Raw genomic sequence first — 18,013 nt, 5'->3', positions numbered from 1 at the left:
TGGTCTATGTCACCGCGATGGAATCCGAACCCCGATGTCAGAACGGGACGGCATGTCGTCTACACCCTTCATGCCCATTTGGTGTTCGTGACCAAGTACAGGCGTGGGGTGTTCACCGACGAGATGCTGATCCGCTGCGAGGAACTCATGCGCGAGGTATGCGCCGACTTCGAGGTCGAACTGCGCGAGTTCAACGGCGAGCACGACCACGTCCACCTGCTGGTCCACTACCCGCCCAAGGTCGCCCTGTCCAAACTCGTCAACTCGCTGAAGGGGGTCTCGGCTCGGATGCTTCGTAAGGAATACAGCGCACACGTCCGCACATACCTCTGGGGCGGACATTTCTGGTCTGGTTCCTACTTCGCCGGTTCGGTCGGCGGGGCGCCGCTCACCGTGCTCAAGCAGTACATCGAGCAGCAGAAACGACCTGGGTGAGCAAAGCCGCCGACAAACCGGAAAGGTCAGGGCACACTCGCGCCCTAGCGGGCACTCCCACGTAGGCCTTCACCCCCGGCGTAAACGCCGGAGCACTGGCCCACATTCTGGTAGACCACGCGGTAGACCCCTGGCGGGCGACATGCAGTCCCTCGTAGGGCTCTTCAGGAGGATCGTGGACACGCCATGGCTGGTGAGCGACGGCGCCGGTGATCAACTCCCAGGCCGCTGCCGCTACGGTCTCGGGAAGACCCGAGGCGAGCGCGCGGCGGGCCGTTGGGATCAGGAGGCTGGTTTAGCGGTCGCTCACGCGCCGGCCTTGCCGAGGCGGGCCTGCATGATGGCGGTCATCTCCTCCTCGGTGGTCACGTCACCGCGCGCCTCGGCGGCAGCGGCCTCGACGAGGTCGGCGCGCATGTGCGGGTCAGCGAGGATCTCGAGCGTCTCCTGCAGGGACTCCCACTCGGCCACGGACCCGATAACCGCATGCGGCCGCCCATTCCGGATGAGCGTGAAGTGATCGTGCTCGCGAGCGGCCCGGTCGGCAAGCTCAGTCAGCTGGTCGTTCGCTTCGCCGATCGGAATGATCTCCATGGATCCATGAAACCTCCCTGGCCTGGATGTCGGCCAAGGTTTCGGCAAATTGCCGATGCGCTGCGCTACTCGGTTGGAGCGCTCACGGCCGTCCACCAAGCGGTGATGCCGTAACTGCGCCGGGAACCGCCGCCGCGCCGATCAGCTTCTCGCCCCGCCAGGCGCGGCGGACCGCACCGCGGAAGCCGTCCCGTGCGGTCGCCTGTTGTATTGAGCTCGGCCAAGGCATTTCATGCCCCATCTGGACAACGATAGAAGCCGTGGGCGAAGCGGGCGGCGAAGCCGCATCTCGGGAAAACGCCCGAGCGGAGCGAGGACCATCGCGGGGGCGGGCGTCAGCCCGCCTGGCAGGACGCGCGAGCGAAGCGAGCACCATGGACATGGGCGGGCATCAGATGGCCAACCGTCCAAACGGGTAACGGGCGGGGCCGTGCGGCGAAGCCGCACCAGAAAGGCGTCCGAGCGGAGCGAGGCCCTTCAGGGGTCGGGCCCGTGGCCCGACTGGGAGCAACGCCTGAGTCCCGGAAGCGCGAAGCGCCGGGCCGCGAAGCCCTTTGCGGTGGGGTGGGCATCAGACGGCCAACACTCCAGACGGGCAACGGGTGGGTGAGCCGGGGCCCGGCGTAGTGTGGGAGTATGACGATCATCGTTACGGGGGCGTCGGGGCTGCTCGGCGGGCTGTTGACCGAGGCGCTTCGGGGTCAGGGGCAGCGGGTTGTCAGGATGGTGCGGCGGCCTCCGGAAGGTGATGAGGAGGCTTACTGGGAGCCCCGGGAGGATGTGATCGATCTTTCGGCGCTCGAAGGGGCCGAAGGGGTCGTCCATCTGGCGGGCGCGCCCATCGCCGACCGCCGCTGGAGTGAGGCGTACAAGCGCGAGCTCGTACGGAGCCGGGTCGACGGGACCCGCGTGCTCGTCAACGCGCTGCGGCAGCTCTCGCGGCCCCCTGAGGTGCTGGTGTCGGCCTCCGGGGTGGACTTCTACGGTGATACCGGAGATCGGGTCATCGATGAGTCCCAGGGGAAGGGCACGGGGTTTCTGGCCGACCTGTGCGAGCTCTGGGAAGGTGAGGCCAGGGCCGCCGGGGAGCTCGGGGTCAGGGCCGCGCAGTTGCGTACCGGGCTCGTGTTGAGCGGGCGGGGTGGGGCGCTCGGGCGGATGCTGCCAATCTTCAAGATGGGGCTCGGCGCGCCTCTGGGAAGTGGGAAGCAGTACTGGTCGTGGATATCCGAGGATGACTGGGTGCAGGCCGTACTACATATCCTGAAAAATCGGGAATTGGTGGGGGCGGTAAATGTGGTCACGCCGAATCCCGTCACCAATGCCGAGTTCACCACCACGCTCGGGAAAGCCCTGCGTAAGGGCACTGTGCCGATGCCCGTCCCGGCGTTCGCGCTGGGCATCGGCCTCGGCGAGTTCGCGCGGGAAGGGCTGTTGCCCAGCCACCGGATTCTGCCTGGGAAACTGTCCGATACCGGCTACAGATTCACCCATAGCCACCTCGACGCGGCGTTCGGCGCCATAATCTAAAGTGCCGCTCGTCCTTTACCACATGGGAGACACTGAACATGACCCGCTCCGGCCAGTCACACATTCTTGCCATCGGCGGTGGATCCTTCCGCCTGACCGAGCGTCAGAACTTTCTGGAGGCGAGCCCGCTGCTGCGCTACGGCCTCGACCTGACCGGCCAGGACCGGCCGAAGCTGGGGCTGGTCGCCACCGCGACGGGCGACAGCGCCGACTGGCTGCTGAAGATGTACGGCGCCTTCGCCGGATGGGACGTTGAGCTGAGCCATCTGACCGTGTTCCCGATGCCCAATGTCGAGGATCCCCGTGCGTGGATGCTCGAGCAGGACATGATCTATGTCAGCGGTGGCAGCGTGGCCAACCTGGCGGTTCTGTGGCGGTTGCACGGGCTCGACGAGGCCTTCGAGGAAGCGTGGCGGTCCGGTGTGGTGCTGTCCGGGCAGAGCGCGGGTGCGCTGTGCTGGCACGTCGGCGGCAACACCGACTCCTTCGGCCCCGAGCTGAACGTGTGGGCCGACGGCCTGGCCTTCCTGCCCTACTCGTGCGGCGTCCACTACAACTCCGAGCCGCAACGCCGGACGCTGCTGCACCAGTCGGTGGCCAGCGGGGAGTTGCCCGAGGGCTACGCGGCCGACGAGGGCGTGGCACTGCACTACGTGGGCACCGAGTTCATTCAGGCCGTAACCACCGATCCAACCGGATATGCCTACAGGATCGAGCATGACGGGGCCGAAGGGGCGAAGGAGTTCCGGATCGAGCCCCGGCTGCTGACCTCCTGAATTACCCTTGATGCGTGAGGGAACGGCACAATGGACACATGCGCCCCAAGCACGGGGTCGACCCCCACGCATTGGCCATCGTTCGCCTCGGTGTCGACGTCCCCTACGAGCAGGCTTGGCAGCTGCAACGCTGGGTGCACGGCAAACGAGTCGCCCGTGAGCTGACCGACACGGTCCTGCTCCTGGAGCACGCGCCGGTCTACACAGCCGGCAAGCGCACCGCTCCGCACGAACGTCCCTCTGATGGCACCCCCGTGATCGACGTCGACCGCGGGGGCCGCATCACCTGGCACGGCCCCGGCCAGCTCGTCGCCTACCCGATCATCGAGGTCGGCGACGTAACCCGCTACATCTGCCGGCTCGAAGACACGATGGTCCAGATCTGCGCCGACTTCGGTGTCACGGCCAGGCGGGTGCCGGGGTGGGCCGGGGTCTGGGCCGCGGGCGACCCCAGTCTCGGCCTGCCCGATCGCCAGCTCGGCGCGGTCGCCATCCGCGTCTCGCGCGGCGTCACGATGCACGGTTTCGCGCTCAACTGCGCCAACGATCCGCGCTGGTTCAGCCGGATCGTTCCCTGCGGCATCCCGGACGTGGGTGTCTCCTCGCTGTCCGCCGAGACGGGCAGGCGGATCGTGGTCGAGGAGGTCCTGCCGATCGCCGAGAAACGGCTGGCCGAGGCGCTGGGCCTGGAGCCGTACGACCTCCACGAAGAAGACCTCATGCGCATGACCGGCCGCGGCTGACCGAAGCGGTGCGGGGATCCCGGTGAATTCTGGCGTTCGCCTGTTTACGATCGGGCTGTGAAGCGACTCGCGGCTCTGGTCCTCGCTCTCATCGTGCACACACTGACGCTGGCGTTCGTCGTGCTGGGCGGGTGGACGATCGTGGTCAACGCCCAGTTCGCCGCGGCGTGGGCGCTCGGCGGCCTGCTGATCGCCCTCGGGTGGATGCTGCGGCCGCGTCTCGGCCGCCTGCCCGCCGACGCCGAGGTCCTCGATCCCGCCTCGGCCAGGCAGTTGTACGGCATGGCGGACCGGGTGGCCGACCGGATCGGTGTCAGGCCTCCCCAGAAGGTGGCGGTCAGGGATCTGGTCCTGGGCGCCGGCTATGCGCGCAACGGCCTGCTCAGGACGCCGGTGCTGGTCATCGGGCTGCCCTCGTGGCTGGCCCTGTCGCCGAGGCAGCGGGTCGCGCTGCTGGCCAGGGCGTACGCGGAGCTGCCGACCGGCGACGAGCTCATCGTGAACGGCGCGCTCTCGACCCTGGGCGAATGGCGGGAGGCCCTCCTCGGAGCGGCACCGCTGCGGGTGCGCGAGGAGGCCCAGACGAAGATCGCCTCGTCGCTCGGCATGCTGGACACCGTGGGCACCGGCTACGAGGTGGCCGGCTTCCTGGGCCGGATCTTCGGGCGGGTGCTCGGCGGCCCGGTGCTGCTCACCGAGTACTCCCTGAACCGGCTGGCCCGCTCCGGCGATGCCCGCAGGCGCGAACAGCGCCAGGCGAGGGCCCTGCGCGTCATCACGGCCGAGGAACTGGCCGAGATCGACGGACTGCTGGCCGGCGGCAGCTACGTCGCCCCGATGCAGGCGGCCGCGCTGCGCGGCGAGAGCGTGGCCTCGATCAGGCAGGCCGCCCTGTCCCCCGCTTCGCCGTCCGCCGAGGGCGTCCTCATCGCCACGCCCGGCTCCGAGCTGCTCGGCTCGGCCGAGTCGGACCGGATCGACGACGAACTGCTCCGCCACTACACGCGCGCCATCCGGGGCTTCGGTCTCATCATCTGAGGCTCCTGCCTGACAGGCGGCCCTGGGCGTGGGGCAGGGTGCGGCGCGACGTAAGCTGGGGCGGTGACCGTTGCTCCTGAAGGCCGAAAGCTCCTCCGCCTGGAGGTGCGCAACGCCGAAACCCCTATCGAGCGCAAGCCCCCGTGGATCAAGACCAAGCTGAGGACGGGCCCCGAATACACCGAGCTGAAATCGCTCGTGCGCCGGGAGGGCCTGCACACGGTCTGTGAAGAGGCGGGCTGCCCCAATATCTACGAGTGCTGGGAAGACCGCGAGGCCACGTTCCTCATCGGCGGCGACCAGTGCACGCGCCGCTGCGACTTCTGCCAAATCGACACCGGCAAGCCCAAGGAGTACGACCGGGACGAGCCGCGCCGCGTGGCCGAGTCGGTCGAGCAGATGGGCCTGCGCTACGCCACGGTGACCGGCGTGGCCCGCGACGACCTGCCCGACGGCGGCGCCTGGCTCTACGCCGAGACCGCGCGGCAGATCCACGCGCTGCTGCCCGGCTGCGGCGTCGAGCTGCTGGTGCCCGACTTCAACGGCAACCGTGAGCAGCTGGAAGAGGTGTTCTCGGCCAAGCCCGAGGTGTTCGCGCACAATGTCGAGACCGTGCCGCGGATCTTCAAGCGGATCCGGCCCGCGTTCCGCTACGACCGCTCGCTGGGCGTGATCACGATGGCCCGCGAGGCCGGGCTGGTCACCAAGTCCAACCTGATCCTGGGCATGGGCGAGACGCGTGAGGAGATCGTGGAGGCGATGCGCGACCTGCACGCCGCCGGCACCGACCTGCTGACGATCACCCAATACCTGCGCCCGACGCCCCGCCACCACCCGGTGGAGCGCTGGGTCAAGCCGGAGGAGTTCGTCGAGCTCCAGGCGGAGGCCGAGGCGATCGGCTTCGCGGGCGTGCTGTCGGGCCCGCTGGTCCGCTCCTCCTACCGCGCCGGCCGGCTCTACAAGCAGGCCATCGAGGCTCGCCAGAGCGCCTGAAGCTCCGGGCCGCGTTCAAGAGCGCCCGAAGTCCGGGCCGCGTTCAAGACCGTCTCCGTCAGGAGGCGGTCTTCTTCGTACCGTGCCGTCCTACGATTCGATAACGGCCGATGACAGTTCGGGCACGGTGGCGGTGACCGACGCGGCGCGGGCGGATCAACGATCATCCGCACGCTCTTTCCCAGCCCCGCACCTGGTCACGCTCACGTAGGCCGGGGTCTCACCGTCTCGTAACGGCGCCCGGCCCCGTATCACCGCAGGAGCGTACCCCTGGACAGAGCCCCGCCCCGGTCGGCGACCGGGGCCTGCCGTGCTCTGCCGTAAAAGAAAATTGCCCGATTGACCACGGGCGTTTTCGTATCCCGGCCGGTTGGTTTGTATTCTTCGAAGCATGGCAAAGTCCGAGGACCCAGAGAAGCCGGGACGCATCAAGCAGTTCCGCATGATCGCGCAGATCATCAAGCAGGCCAACCCCAAGGGGATGCCGATCGTCTTCCTTTCGGCGGTCGGCACGCTGGCTGTGGTCGTCGTGATCGGGCTGGTCACGGACTATCTGTGGTACTCGGTGTTCCTCGGCGTGCTCGCCGCGCTCACCGTCGGCCTCGTGGTGTTCGGGCAGCTGGCTCAGAAGGCCCAGTATTCGATTCTGCACGGTCAGACCGGCGCCGCGGCCGCGGTGCTGCAGGGGATGCGGGGCAACTGGCAGGTCACCCCGGCCATGGCGGTCAACCGTGACCAGGACCTGATCCACCTTGTCATCGGGTTCCCGGGTGTCGTGCTGGTGTCCGAGGGGCCCGGCAACCGGGTGGCGAAGATGCTCGCGGCCGAGAAGAAGCGCGTCGCGCGGGTGGTGCTGGGCGTCGAGATCTACGACATCCAGTGCGGCGACGGCGAGGGGCAGATCCCGCTGGGCAAGCTCCAGCGCCACATCATGAAGTTGCCGCGCAACCTGAAGAAGCCCGCGGTCAACGAGGTGAAGGACCGCCTGCGCTCCCTCCCCAAGAACATGCCGATGCCCAAGGGCCCGATGCCCAGGGGCGCCCGCGTGCCGCGCGGCCCCAAGATGCGCTAGTGCCGTTGAGGAGTGCGCCGATGCTGTCGGACTCGTCGCGGGCCAACCGCGGCTGGTGGGACGGCAACGCCGACGACTACCAGGTCGAACACGGCGAGTTCCTGCGTGACACCGGCTTCGTCTGGTGCCCGGAGGGCGTCGACGAGGCCGAGGCGCGCCTGCTGGGCGAGGTGCGCGGGCGGCGGGTGCTGGAGATGGGCTGCGGCGCGGCGCAGTGCGGGCGGTGGCTGGTCGGGCAGGGGGCCGAGGTGGCCGCGTTCGACCTGTCGCACCGGCAGTTGCGCCACTCGCAGCGGATCGACCTCGACACCGGCGTGCACGTCCCTGTGGTGCAGGCCGACGCCGAGGTGCTCCCGTTCGCCGGCGGGTCGTTCGATCTGGCGTGCTCGGCGTTCGGGGCGCTGCCGTTCGTGGCCGATCCGCTGGCCGTGTTCCGGGAGGTGGGCCGGGTGCTCAGGCCGGGCGGCCGGTTCGTGTTCTCGGTCAGCCATCCGATCCGGTGGGCCTTCCCCGACGATCCGGGGCCGCGCGGGCTGACGTCCGACCGGTCCTATTTCGACCGTTCGCCGTATGTCGAGATGGACGAGTACGGCACACCGACCTACGTCGAGCACCATCGGACGATGGGCGACTGGATCGGCCTGATCGTCGCCTCGGGGCTGACCGTGACAGGGCTGCTGGAGCCCGAGTGGCCGGCGGGTCATGACCGGGTGTGGGGCGGCTGGAGCCCGCTACGCGGCGAGCACATACCGGGCACCGCCATCTTCAGCTGCGCACGCGCCTGACCGGTCGGCCCGAGTCAGTCTCGCCCGTACCTGGCCGCCATCGCGTGGAAGGCCGCCTTGGGCTCCCAGCGGGTCTCGTCGAGCATCCTGACCACGCCGTACGCGCCGAGGTCGGCCTCGCCGGGCCGGTTGTAGGAGGCGAAGGTGAACCACAGGGCCGTGTCGACGCCCTCCCGTTCGAAGACGTCGAGCAGCTCGTTCAGGTAGCGGACCTGCTCGCCCTCGTCGCGCTCCGAGCCCTCGGGCACGACCCATGCCATGCCCCCGCGCTCCCCCGCCCCCTTGTAGGCGCAGGTGCCGAACTCGGTCACCACGACGGGCTTACCGTGCTTGAAGTGGCCGCGCAGCTCCTCCGCGAAGCTGTGAGCGTTGTACGCCGCACGGTAGGCGTCCACGCCGACCAGGTCGAACGGCGTCCAGTCGACGAACTCCCACGGCCCGGAGGCATAGGTGATCCGGCCGCCGAACAGCGGCCTGACCGTCTCGGCGGCCTCGCCGAGGAAACCGTTGAAGCGGCCCATGACCGTGCCCAGCGACTGCCACCACTCCATGTCGGCCGACATCATCGCCCGCAACCGCTCGTTGTAGTCGGCGCCGGGCAGGAACCCGTCGCAGAAGGCGCTGGTCTCGCACCCGGTGACCAGCACCACCTCGGCGCCGCTCCGCCGTACGGCCTCGGCTCGTTCGGCGCAGTCGGCGTAGAGGGGAAGTATCCGCTCCGGCGGCAGGTCGACGGGGAAGGGCGCGAACCAGACCTCCAGCCCGGCCGCGGCGGCCTGCTCGGCCGCCAGGCTCAGCCGCTCCGGGTCGCGGCCGGAGACGCGTACGACCGCGCAGTGCAGCTCATCGGCTATCACCCGCATCTCGCGACCGACCGTCTCGGCGTCGAACGCCGCGCGGGACAGGCTCTCCCCCGGCAGGAACCCGGTGTCATAGTTGATACCTTTTTTCACGAAATATCCCCTTATTGTCCGGTGAAGCCGTGCTCGAGAAGGTCGAAGGCGAGCTCGACCTCGTTCGCCAGCCGGCGGCCCGCCTCCGCGATGGGCGTCCCCGCGCCGAGCCGCTGGAAGAACCCCTCCTGCAGCGTCATGAGCACGGCGCCGATCTGCGCGGCCATGAGCTGGTCCAGCAGCTCGTACGCCCCGTCCGGCACGCCCCGCGCGCCCGCCAGCGCGGCGGCCAGCTCGTAACGCTGCCCCGCCTGGGTCTGGTGCAGCCCCGCCATCAGCGTCGGACTGGCCGAGATCACCCGAATCCGGGTGAGCAGGCCGTCGACGTCGACCTCCCTGATCCCCTCGGCGGCGAACGCCCCGTAGTGCGCGCGCAGCGCCCCGAGCGGCGTCTGCCCCGGCCTCCGCTCGGTGACGATCTTCGCCGTGTCGTCCTTGACCACGTCGAGGACCAGGCACTCCTTGGTCGGGAAGTACGTGAACAGCGTGACCTTCGCGACCTCGGCCGCCTCGGCGATCTCGTTGACCGTCACGGCCTCGTAGCCGCGTTCGGCGAACATCCGCAGCGCCACCTCGGCGATCCGCCGCCGTGTCTGCTCCTTCTTCTTCTCCCTGAGTCCCGCCATCATGAGGGCAGCATAAACCGTACCGGGTTAGAAATCTAACCCGGTACGGTTTTCCCGGCTACAGCCCCTTGCACTGCCCGATCGACGGCCCGGAGACCGTGTTGGGCAGGCCGTTCCCGGTCGGGGCCGGGGAGTTGCCCGTGCAGGTCAGCGGCCCCTTGACCGTGCTGGCGGCGATCAGGGGCCCGCTGTCGCCGATCAGCGTGACCGGCCCGCCGACCGTCGACCTCTCCAGCGACAGCTCCTTCACCGAGGTCGCCGTGAGCGGTCCGCCCACGGAGGTGTCCACCAGGACCAGCCGGGCGGCGCCCACCGCCGTGACCGGCCCGCCGATCGTGGCGCCCCGCGCGATCAGCGAGGCGCCCTGGCGGACCACGACGGGGCCGGTCACGTTCGCGCCCGCCGCCAGGCAGGTCACGCCGGAGCCGGCCGTGAGCGGGCCGCTGTGGGTGCCGGTGACGGTCCGCGTGCAGGTCGGATCCGGGGCTGCCAGCAGTTCCAGCTCGGCCAGCGTGCCGGAGGTGGTGAGGCGGTACTGGGCGTACCGGCCCGGGCTGGTGACCTTGAAGGGCCGGGTCTGCTTCGCCTGGTCGAACGCCTGGCCGTCACGCTGGTCGATGACCGTCCAGGTCGTGCCGTCATAGGAGCCTTCGAGCCGCCACGACAGGGAGCCGGGGGCCGCCGAGGTGAGCGTGTAGAAGTCCACCTTCTCCCGCACTCCCGCCTGGAGGGTGATATTTCCGGAAATGGTGGCTTGGGTCAGTGAGGTGTCGTCCGACAGCGCCGCCGGGCCACCGGTGACCGGGATGTCACGCATCGGCCGGGGCGTCTCACCGTCAGGCGTGATCGACTCGGGCGGCTCGCCCCACGTGGATGGCGTGGCGCCCATCGCGAAGTCCAGTACGGCCCCACTGGCCAGTACGTCGTGCGGCAGCGCGGTGGACTTCCACGCCTTGCCGTTCACCTTCAGGCCCTGGACATAGACGTTCTTGGCGCTGTTGGCCGGCGCCTTGATCACCAGCTCCTTGCCACTGGGCAGGTGCACGGTGGCCTTGGTGAACAGCGGCGAGCCGATCGCGTAGTCCTGGCTGCCGGCCTGCAACGGGTAGAAGCCGAGGGCGCTGAAGACGTACCAGGCGGACATCTCGCCGTTGTCCTCGTCGCCCGGATAGCCCTGGCCGATCTCACTGCCCAGGTACAGCCGCGACAGCGCCTCCCTGACCTTGGCCTGCGCCTTCCACGGCTGCCCCGCGTGGTCGTACATGTAGATGATGTGGTGCGAGGGCTGGTTGCTGTGGCCGTACTGACCCATGCGGACGTCCCTGGCCTCGCGCATCTCGTGGATCACGCCGTTGTACGAGCCGGGGAAGGTGGCCGTCTCCTGGTCGGCGAAGAACGCGTCGAGCTTCTTGGCCAGGCCCGCGCGCCCGCCGTAGAGGGCGGCGAGTCCGGTGCCGTCCTGGGGCGCGTGGAAGGCCATGTTCCAGCCGTCGGTCTCGGTGTAGTCGTAGCCCCAGACGCGGGGGTCGTAGTCGGCCTTGGTGTGCCGCCACTTGCCCGTGGAGTCGCGGCCCTGGAAGAAGCCGACCTCCGGGTCGAACATGTTGACGTAGTTCAGGGCCCTGTTACGGAAATATTCGGACTCCTCCAGGTAGCGGGCCTTCTCCGGGCCGGTGGCGGTCTTCGCCAGGGACGCGGCCATGGTCGAGATGCCGAAGTCGTTGATATATCCGTCCATGGCCCAGGACAGGCCCTCGCCTACCTCGTTCAGCGCGGTGTACCCCCGGAAGATCGAGGTCTGCAGTCCCTTGCGGCCGACGGCCGGGTTCGTCGGCACGACGGTGGCGTTCTTCACCGCCGCCGCATACGCCGCCTTGGCGTCGAAGCCGCGCACGCCCTTGCTGTAGGCGTCGGCGAAGGCCACGTCCGAGCTGGTGCCGACCATGAGGTCGGCGTAGCCGGGCGAGGACCACCGGGCGATCCAGCCGCCGTCGCGGTACTGCTGGACGAACCCGTCGATCAGCTCGCCCGCCTCGGGCGCGAGCAGCGAGTAGGCGGGCCAGGTCGTCCGGTAGGTGTCCCAGAAGCCGTTGTTGACGTAGATCTTGCCGTCCACGATCTTGGCCCCGGTCTGCGTAGGGGTGTCGGGTCCGCTCCTGGCCGAGACCGGGCTGGCGTACTTGTAGACGGGGGTGGCGGCGGTGCCGGTGTTCTCGAAGCCCGAGTTCGGATAGAGGAACAGCCGGTACAGGTTCGAGTAGAGGGTGGTGAGCTGGTCCGGCGTGGCGCCCTCGACCTCGACGGTGCCCAGCTTGTCCGCCCAGGCGCGCTGGGCCCGTGCCTTGACCTCGTCGAACGTGCCGTTCTCCAGCTCAAGATTGTGCTTGGCCTGCGCCACGCCGAGGAACGAGGTGGCGATGCGCATCGTGACCTGCTTGGCGGAGAAGGCGAGATAGCCGGTCACGTTGTCGCGGCCCGCCCCGGTCAGCTTGCCGCCTGCGGTGGGCTGCTGGTCGAAGACCGCGTAGACGTACATCCGGGTGGCGCCCGCCGACAGGCCGCTCCGCGTGTCGGTGAAGCCGGTGACGACGCCCTGGTCGATGGTCAGCCCGCCGTTGTTGTTGTAGTTGTCGAAGATCAGGCTGCCGCTGTCGCCGGGGAAGGTGAAGCGGAACACCGCCGCGTGGTCCGCGGGCGCGATCTCCGTACGGATGCCGTTGAGCAGGTCGACCCCGTAGTAGTACGGCTTGGCGGTCTCGCCCGAGTGCAGGAACGGGGTGGCCCTGGCGACCCGGTCGGGGTTCGGCGTGGCCAGCAGCGACGGCATGACCTGGAAGGACTGCCGGTCGCCCATCCAGGGGCTCGGCTCGTGGCTGGCGGCGAACGCCTGGATGGTCGGAATGTTGTCGGCGTTGCCGTTGCGGTGGTACTCGTACAGCCACGAGTTCGACCCGGAGCCCGTCATCGGCGTCCAGAAGTTGAACCCGTGCGGCACGGCCGTGGCCGGGAAGTTGTTGCCCCGCGAGAAGCCGCCGGTCGACTGGGTGCCGCGCGTCGTCACCACATGGTCGGCCAGGCTGTCGACCTGCCGCGGCTTGGCGTTGACGAGCGTGATGTCGTCCACCCAGCCCTTGAACGGCAGCGGCCCGGCCGGCGCGTCGAAGGCGACCAGGATGCGCTTGATCCGCTTGCCCTTGGCCACGTCGCCGATGCGGGAGCGCTGGAAGTTCCACTGGTCGGCGTAGAGGGTCTTGGACTCGCCCTGCGCCCGTGGGGTCAGCGTGATGCCGTGCTGGTCCTTGGCCTTGAGATCGCTGAGGTAGGTGCCGTCGGCGAAGGCCAGGTCCACGCTCGCGTACGTGCTGGGGTAGCTCAGCGAGGCGCCGGTGAACTCGGGGAACAGCACGTACGACAGTTCGGTGTCGGCCGTGACCTCGATGTCCGTCTCGAACACCTTGTTGGCCGAGTGGCCGCCGCCGCTGGTGGTCGTGCTGCCCGAATAACGCAGCGCCTTGAGGCCCGTGTAGCCGGCGCGGGGCTTGGCGGTGTAGCCGCTGCCGGGGCCGGGGCCGATCAGGCTGCGCATGTCGGAGCGCGGTTTCGGGGCGGTGTCGCCGTCCGAGAGCTGGAGCTCGGCGAGCTGGACGATCGTGCCCGAGCCGATCCGCGTGATGTCGAGCCGGTAGTAGAGGTAGGAGGCCGGATGCGCGACATCGAACTCGCGGGTCTTCAGCCGGGCGTCGAACACCTCTCCCGCCCGCGTGTCCACGGCCGTCCAGCTCTGCCCGTCCGCCGATCCCTCAAGCGCCCAGTCGCGCGGGTCGCGCTGGGCGGCGTCGTTGGCGGAGGCCATGGCGTACCGGGTGACCGCGATGGGCTTGGACAGCTTCACCGACACCCAGCCCGTGCTGGTGAACGCCAGCCACTTGGTGTTGACGTCGCCGTCGAGCAGGTTCTCCTTCACCTCGCCCGAGGCGGTGTTCTCGCCGCTGGCCGCGATGTCGACGACCTCGTCGGTGATGTTGCCCGGGATGCCGCCCGTGGTGCTGCCGGTGATCCCCTCGGCCTTCCTGCCCTCGTCGACCGTGTTGAGCCAGGCCGGCTGCGGGTCGCCGGTCTCGAGGGAGGAGTAGAAGAGCGCCCCCGGCGGGGCGGTGCGCACCGCCCCCCGTCTCGCGTTCGGGGCCGGCGTCACCTCCTCGATGGGCGTCGGCTGCGTGGGTGCCGCCGACGGCGCGTCCGACGGCAGGGGTGACGGAGGTGGATCGGCCACCGCCACCCCGGATAACCCGGCGAATCCCAGTGAGGCCACGGCCGCCATGACCGCAAGATGTGCTCTCCGCATGTCGCCTCCTGACAACGTTGTCAACAGCAGATCCCGAGCAGACAACGTTGTCAATGAGGCTCACATGACTCACATACGAACGACCATCGTGTTGGAGGCGCGGTCGTGGACTCCCCTGTGGTCGCGATCCCAGATGAGCGCGGGCACGGTCAGGCAGAGCAGCAATGTGCGTACGAGCACGGGCAGCAGCCGCGGGCTGCCACCGTCCAGCGCGGCGACCCTGATGCCCGCGAGCCGGTGCCCGAACGTCTGCCCCATCAGCCCGACGAGCAGCGCGTACTGCACCGCGAACACCGCCACGACCGCCCATGGCGACTCCGCCGGGTTCATCCTCAGCACCAACTGCACGACCACCCAGGTGCAGATCATCCAGTCGACGACCAGCGCGGCGATGCGCCGCCCCCACCCGGCGATCGCGCCGCTCCCCTGCTCGGGCAGGCCCAGGCGTTCGCCTGGGTACCCGAGATCGACCCCGGCCGCCCTGACGCCCCCCAGCCAGGTCTGGGTCCAGCGCGGTTCGTTCCTGCTCATGCCCTCCACGGTATCCGGCAGGGGGGCCGGTCGGGATCGTGACCCATTCGCGGCACAAAGATCACTTTTCTCCCCCATCATGTTCGCCATGACGAACGGGGATGACTTAGACGCGCGCTTCAACGAGCTCGTCTCGCAGATCGACGCGGACGAGCAGCGCAGGATGCGCGCGGCGGCCACCCGGGGGAGCCGACCGCCGCGCTCGGACAAGGCCATGCGGCCTCTGGGGCGGGCCGGACGCGGGCTGCTGGCCACCGCCGCGGTGATCACGGTGATCGCCGCCGCGGGCGCGGTCGTCGCCTTCCGCCCCGACCTGCTGTCTCCGTCGGCACGGCCGGCGGGCCCGGTCCCCGAGGAGACCCAGCCGGTGATCATGCCTCCGGAGGGGGCCAACGTAGCGACCTTTATCCAGGATGCGACCGCAACTCCGGAGGCGACCGCAGCTCCGGAGGCGACCGCAGCTCCGGAGGCGACCGGCGCGACGGAGACGGCGGCCCCGGGAGGGGAGACCGCCGCGGACCCGTTCGAGGGCTCACCCGCCGAGAAGTACGCCGACGGCGCGGCGGGCTTCGTGATGCCGAGGGCGAAGGCGATCGGCGGCGTGTCGAAGAAGGACGTCGCGAAGGCCCTGGACCGCACCCGCGAGCTCATGGCCGCGGCCTACCTCGACCACAAAACGCTCATGGGCGGCAAGCCGACCGCCTTCAGCAAGCTGCTCGACCGCGAGCAACGCGTCTGGTTCCGGAAGAACCTGGACCCGCGGAAGAAGGGCAAGAACGACCCCGACAGCCGCGGCTGGGTGATCAGCTTCGCCCCGAAGACCGCCCAGCTCTCCACGGACGTCATCAAGGTCAACGGCCGCACCACACTGACCAAGGCCCGGAAATACGGACGCAGCGGCGTCCTGGTGAAGCTGAACCACACCATCACCTATGCCGTACACCGCCCAGGAGCGCCCGCCACGACGATCCGTCTCGTCGCTCACCCCACCGGCAGCGTATTCGTCTTCCGGGATGCGGGAGAGCTCGTCCTGTGGCTGTCGAGCTGGGGTTTCAGCAGCACTCCCGCGCGCTGCGACGTGGACGACGCCTTCATCCACCCCGACTACCCCGACTCGGCTCCGGACGCGGTGAAACCGACCGGCCCACCGTTGGATCCCTACGATCTGGACACGGAGAAGGGCGGCGAAGAAGACCGTAAGGACGGGTGTCGCGCTTCGAACCCGACCTGAACCCGCTTAACATGTGCGAAACAACCGAGACACCGTTCGGAAACGGCCACGACTTAACGTCGGCCTGATAGCCATGTCCCCAGGGAGGTTCGAGAGTGTTCAACTCCGCCGACGACGTCCTGAAGTTCATCAGTGACGAAGGGGTGCAGTTCGTCGATGTCAGGTTCACCGACCTGCCGGGGACGACGCACCACTTCACCTTCCCGGTCGAGAACTTCGGCGCCAGCGTCTTCACCGATGGCCTCATGTTCGACGGCTCGTCGATCCGCGGCTTCCAGGCCATTCACGAGTCGGACATGCTCCTGCTGCCCGACCCGTCCAGCGCCGTGATCGACCCGTTCCGCCAGCACAAGACGCTCAACATCAACTTCTTCGTACACGACCCGCTGACCGGCGAGGCCTACAGCCGCGACCCGCGCAACGTCGCCCGCAAGGCGGAGGAATACCTCAAGGGCACCGGCATCGCCGACACGGTCTATTTCGGTCCCGAGGCGGAGTTCTACATCTTCGACGATGTCCGCTTCGAGACCCGGCAGAACGCCGGCTACTACTACATCGACTCCATCGAGGGCGCCTGGAACACCGGCAAGGCCACCGAAGGCGGCAACCTCGGCTACAAGCCCCGTTACAAGGGCGGATACTTCCCGGTCCCGCCGATGGACCACTTCACGGACCTGCGCTCGGAAATGGTGCGCAACCTCATCGAGGCCGGCATCGACGTCGAGATGCAGCACCACGAGGTCGGCACGGCCGGTCAGGCGGAGATCGACTTCAGGTTCGGCACGCTGCTCAAGACGGCCGACAACCTGATGCTCTACAAGTACGTCATCAAGAGCACGGCCCTGGAGTACGGCCACACGGTCACGTTCATGCCCAAGCCGATCTTCGGTGACAACGGCTCCGGCATGCACTGCCACCAGTCGCTGTGGAAGGACGGCTCGCCCCTCTTCTACGACGAGGTCGGCTACGCGGGCCTGTCCGACACGGCCCGCTACTACATCGGCGGCCTGCTCCGGCACGCCCCGTCGCTGCTGGCGTTCACGAACCCGACGGTCAACTCCTACCACCGTCTGGTCCCCGGCTACGAGGCCCCGGTCAACCTGGTCTACTCCCAGCGCAACCGCTCGGCCTGCGTCCGCATCCCGATCACGGGGTCCAACCCGAAGGCCAAGCGCATCGAGTTCCGCGTGCCGGACCCGTCCTGCAACCCCTACTTCGCCTTCTCGGCCATGCTCATGGCGGGCCTCGACGGCATCCGCAACAAGATCGAGCCTCCGGAGCCCGTCGACAAGGACCTCTACGAGCTGCCTCCGGAGGAGGCCCGCCAGGTGCCGCAGGTGCCCGGCTCCCTCCCCGAGGTCCTCGCCGCCCTGGAGGCCGACCACGACTACCTGCTCGAAGGCGGCGTCTTCACGCCCGACCTGATCGAGACGTGGGTGGCCTACAAGCGCGAGAACGAGGTCGACCCGATCCGGCTGCGCCCGCACCCGCACGAGTTCGAGCTTTACTACGATATTTAGTGTCGAGGTTTTCCGGCCTCGGCGATCTTCTTCGGAACGAGCGCTGAGCCGAGAAAACACTCTCGTCCTCTGGCGGACCGGAACAGGACGGCCCGGCATCGAATCACGATGCCGGGCCGTTTCTGCACGTGAGAGGAGTCAGGCAGCCCCCTGCGCGGCGTACTGCGCGTCCTCCCATGCTCGCCCTTGCTTGCCAACCCTCATGTACGCCGGGCCGTCCCATCCGAGTTCATCTTGTAGATCGTCCTCTTCGGAACGCTGAACCGCGTCGCCAGATCATCCGGGGTCAGGTGCACCTCTGCCATCGTGGCCCTCCGCAACGCTTCCCGTTCTTGCTCATCACACGCCATCCGCGCCCGCTATGGCGTACTTGGCGCATTTTGATCAATCTGACGCACCATGCGGCAATGCTGTGAGTCGGCCCGCCCGGACTTCCAGACGCTGGTTCTGACGCCGGATCAGACGGTCATACCTATATGCGATGACGATGTCACACCGAGTAGCGGCGCCCTGGGTTCCAGGGGTGACGGCCTGACCTCACACTGGCCAACGGAGGCCGATGAGGCGGTGTGCCCAATGCGCGCGGCGGCGATAGCCGCAGGGGTGGACTCGCCGAACGTAGTTGCCACCGCAGCCAACGCTTGCCACGGGTTGATGTGACCCTCGGACAAGGCTCGCACTCGGAGTTGACCGCCAACTCAATCGTTTCGGGTCGCTGCTCGCCCAACAACGACAGTGCTGCCCGAAATATACCTTTATGAGGCTTTCATCGCCTATATCCTGTGACAGTTGTATAACGTTGTGCAAATCGTTGCAAAGTGCGACTTATTGCACTAGCTTG

Annotated in this window: 15 protein-coding genes; 10 read left to right on the top strand and 5 right to left on the bottom strand. The window is 68.3% G+C overall.

The features are described 5' to 3' along the window. Window positions 1-6: 6 nt before the first annotated feature. A complete protein-coding gene (gene tnpA / locus KME78_RS29795; protein WP_219532710.1) occupies window positions 7-435 on the top strand; it encodes an IS200/IS605 family transposase in 429 nt (142 codons plus the stop codon). Window positions 436-741: 306 nt separating this feature from the next. Here the strand turns inward: tnpA and KME78_RS29790 are convergent, their stop codons facing one another. Further along, complete coding sequence (locus tag KME78_RS29790) at window positions 742-1,029, bottom strand: type II toxin-antitoxin system Phd/YefM family antitoxin (protein WP_219532709.1); 288 nt, start codon at window positions 1,027-1,029, stop codon at window positions 742-744. A 636-nt stretch (window positions 1,030-1,665) separates the two neighbouring features. Between KME78_RS29790 and KME78_RS29785 the strand changes: the two genes are divergently transcribed. The 7 genes from KME78_RS29785 (at window position 1,666) to KME78_RS29755 (ending at window position 7,966) form a co-directional block, all read left to right on the top strand. Next, complete coding sequence (locus tag KME78_RS29785; protein ID WP_219532708.1) at window positions 1,666-2,559, top strand: TIGR01777 family oxidoreductase; 894 nt, start codon at window positions 1,666-1,668, stop codon at window positions 2,557-2,559. Window positions 2,560-2,597: 38 nt separating this feature from the next. Further along, window positions 2,598-3,335 (top strand): Type 1 glutamine amidotransferase-like domain-containing protein, encoded by a 738-nt coding sequence (locus KME78_RS29780; protein ID WP_219532707.1) that lies wholly within the window; start codon window positions 2,598-2,600, stop codon window positions 3,333-3,335. Window positions 3,336-3,373: 38 nt separating this feature from the next. Further along, a complete protein-coding gene (lipB, locus tag KME78_RS29775; RefSeq protein WP_219532706.1) occupies window positions 3,374-4,078 on the top strand; it encodes a lipoyl(octanoyl) transferase LipB in 705 nt (234 codons plus the stop codon). A 57-nt stretch (window positions 4,079-4,135) separates the two neighbouring features. Next, window positions 4,136-5,116 (top strand): M48 family metallopeptidase, encoded by a 981-nt coding sequence (locus KME78_RS29770; protein ID WP_219532705.1) that lies wholly within the window; start codon window positions 4,136-4,138, stop codon window positions 5,114-5,116. 63 nt (window positions 5,117-5,179) lie between these two features. Continuing rightward, on the top strand, window positions 5,180-6,109 hold the full coding sequence (gene lipA, locus KME78_RS29765; RefSeq protein ID WP_219532704.1) for a lipoyl synthase: 930 nt from the start codon (window positions 5,180-5,182) through the stop codon (window positions 6,107-6,109). 391 nt (window positions 6,110-6,500) lie between these two features. Then, entirely contained in the window at window positions 6,501-7,181 is a 681-nt protein-coding gene (locus KME78_RS29760; protein WP_219532703.1) for a DUF4191 domain-containing protein, read from the top strand. A 20-nt stretch (window positions 7,182-7,201) separates the two neighbouring features. Beyond that, complete coding sequence (locus KME78_RS29755) at window positions 7,202-7,966, top strand: class I SAM-dependent methyltransferase (RefSeq protein WP_219532702.1); 765 nt, start codon at window positions 7,202-7,204, stop codon at window positions 7,964-7,966. A 14-nt stretch (window positions 7,967-7,980) separates the two neighbouring features. Here KME78_RS29755 and KME78_RS29750 read toward each other — a convergent pair whose 3' ends face one another. From KME78_RS29750 to KME78_RS29735, 4 genes are all read right to left on the bottom strand, one after another. Then, a complete protein-coding gene (locus KME78_RS29750) occupies window positions 7,981-8,919 on the bottom strand; it encodes a glycoside hydrolase family 113 protein (protein WP_219532701.1) in 939 nt (312 codons plus the stop codon). A gap of 11 nt (window positions 8,920-8,930) precedes the next feature. Beyond that, window positions 8,931-9,548 (bottom strand): TetR/AcrR family transcriptional regulator, encoded by a 618-nt coding sequence (locus tag KME78_RS29745; RefSeq protein WP_246652071.1) that lies wholly within the window; start codon window positions 9,546-9,548, stop codon window positions 8,931-8,933. 55 nt (window positions 9,549-9,603) lie between these two features. Then, window positions 9,604-13,890 (bottom strand): GH92 family glycosyl hydrolase, encoded by a 4,287-nt coding sequence (locus tag KME78_RS29740; RefSeq protein ID WP_219532700.1) that lies wholly within the window; start codon window positions 13,888-13,890, stop codon window positions 9,604-9,606. A 69-nt stretch (window positions 13,891-13,959) separates the two neighbouring features. Next, the gene (locus KME78_RS29735) at window positions 13,960-14,421 is read right to left on the bottom strand and encodes an RDD family protein (protein ID WP_219532699.1); all 462 of its coding nucleotides are present in this window, start codon (window positions 14,419-14,421) and stop codon (window positions 13,960-13,962) included. An 88-nt stretch (window positions 14,422-14,509) separates the two neighbouring features. Here KME78_RS29735 and KME78_RS29730 point away from each other — a divergent pair, with 88 nt between their 5' ends. Together KME78_RS29730 and glnA are read left to right on the top strand one after the other, a co-directional pair. Further along, on the top strand, window positions 14,510-15,652 hold the full coding sequence (locus KME78_RS29730; protein ID WP_219532698.1) for a hypothetical protein: 1,143 nt from the start codon (window positions 14,510-14,512) through the stop codon (window positions 15,650-15,652). A gap of 95 nt (window positions 15,653-15,747) precedes the next feature. Then, window positions 15,748-17,172, top strand: a complete 1,425-nt coding sequence (gene glnA / locus KME78_RS29725; RefSeq protein ID WP_219532697.1) for a type I glutamate--ammonia ligase — start codon at window positions 15,748-15,750, stop codon at window positions 17,170-17,172. Window positions 17,173-18,013 lie beyond the last annotated feature (841 nt).

It is taken from the genome of Nonomuraea guangzhouensis, from assembly GCF_019396345.1.
Lineage (GTDB): Bacteria > Actinomycetota > Actinomycetes > Streptosporangiales > Streptosporangiaceae > Nonomuraea > Nonomuraea guangzhouensis.
The sequence above is the reverse complement of the archived record's forward strand: the minus strand, read 5'-3'. Positions and strand labels throughout refer to the sequence as shown.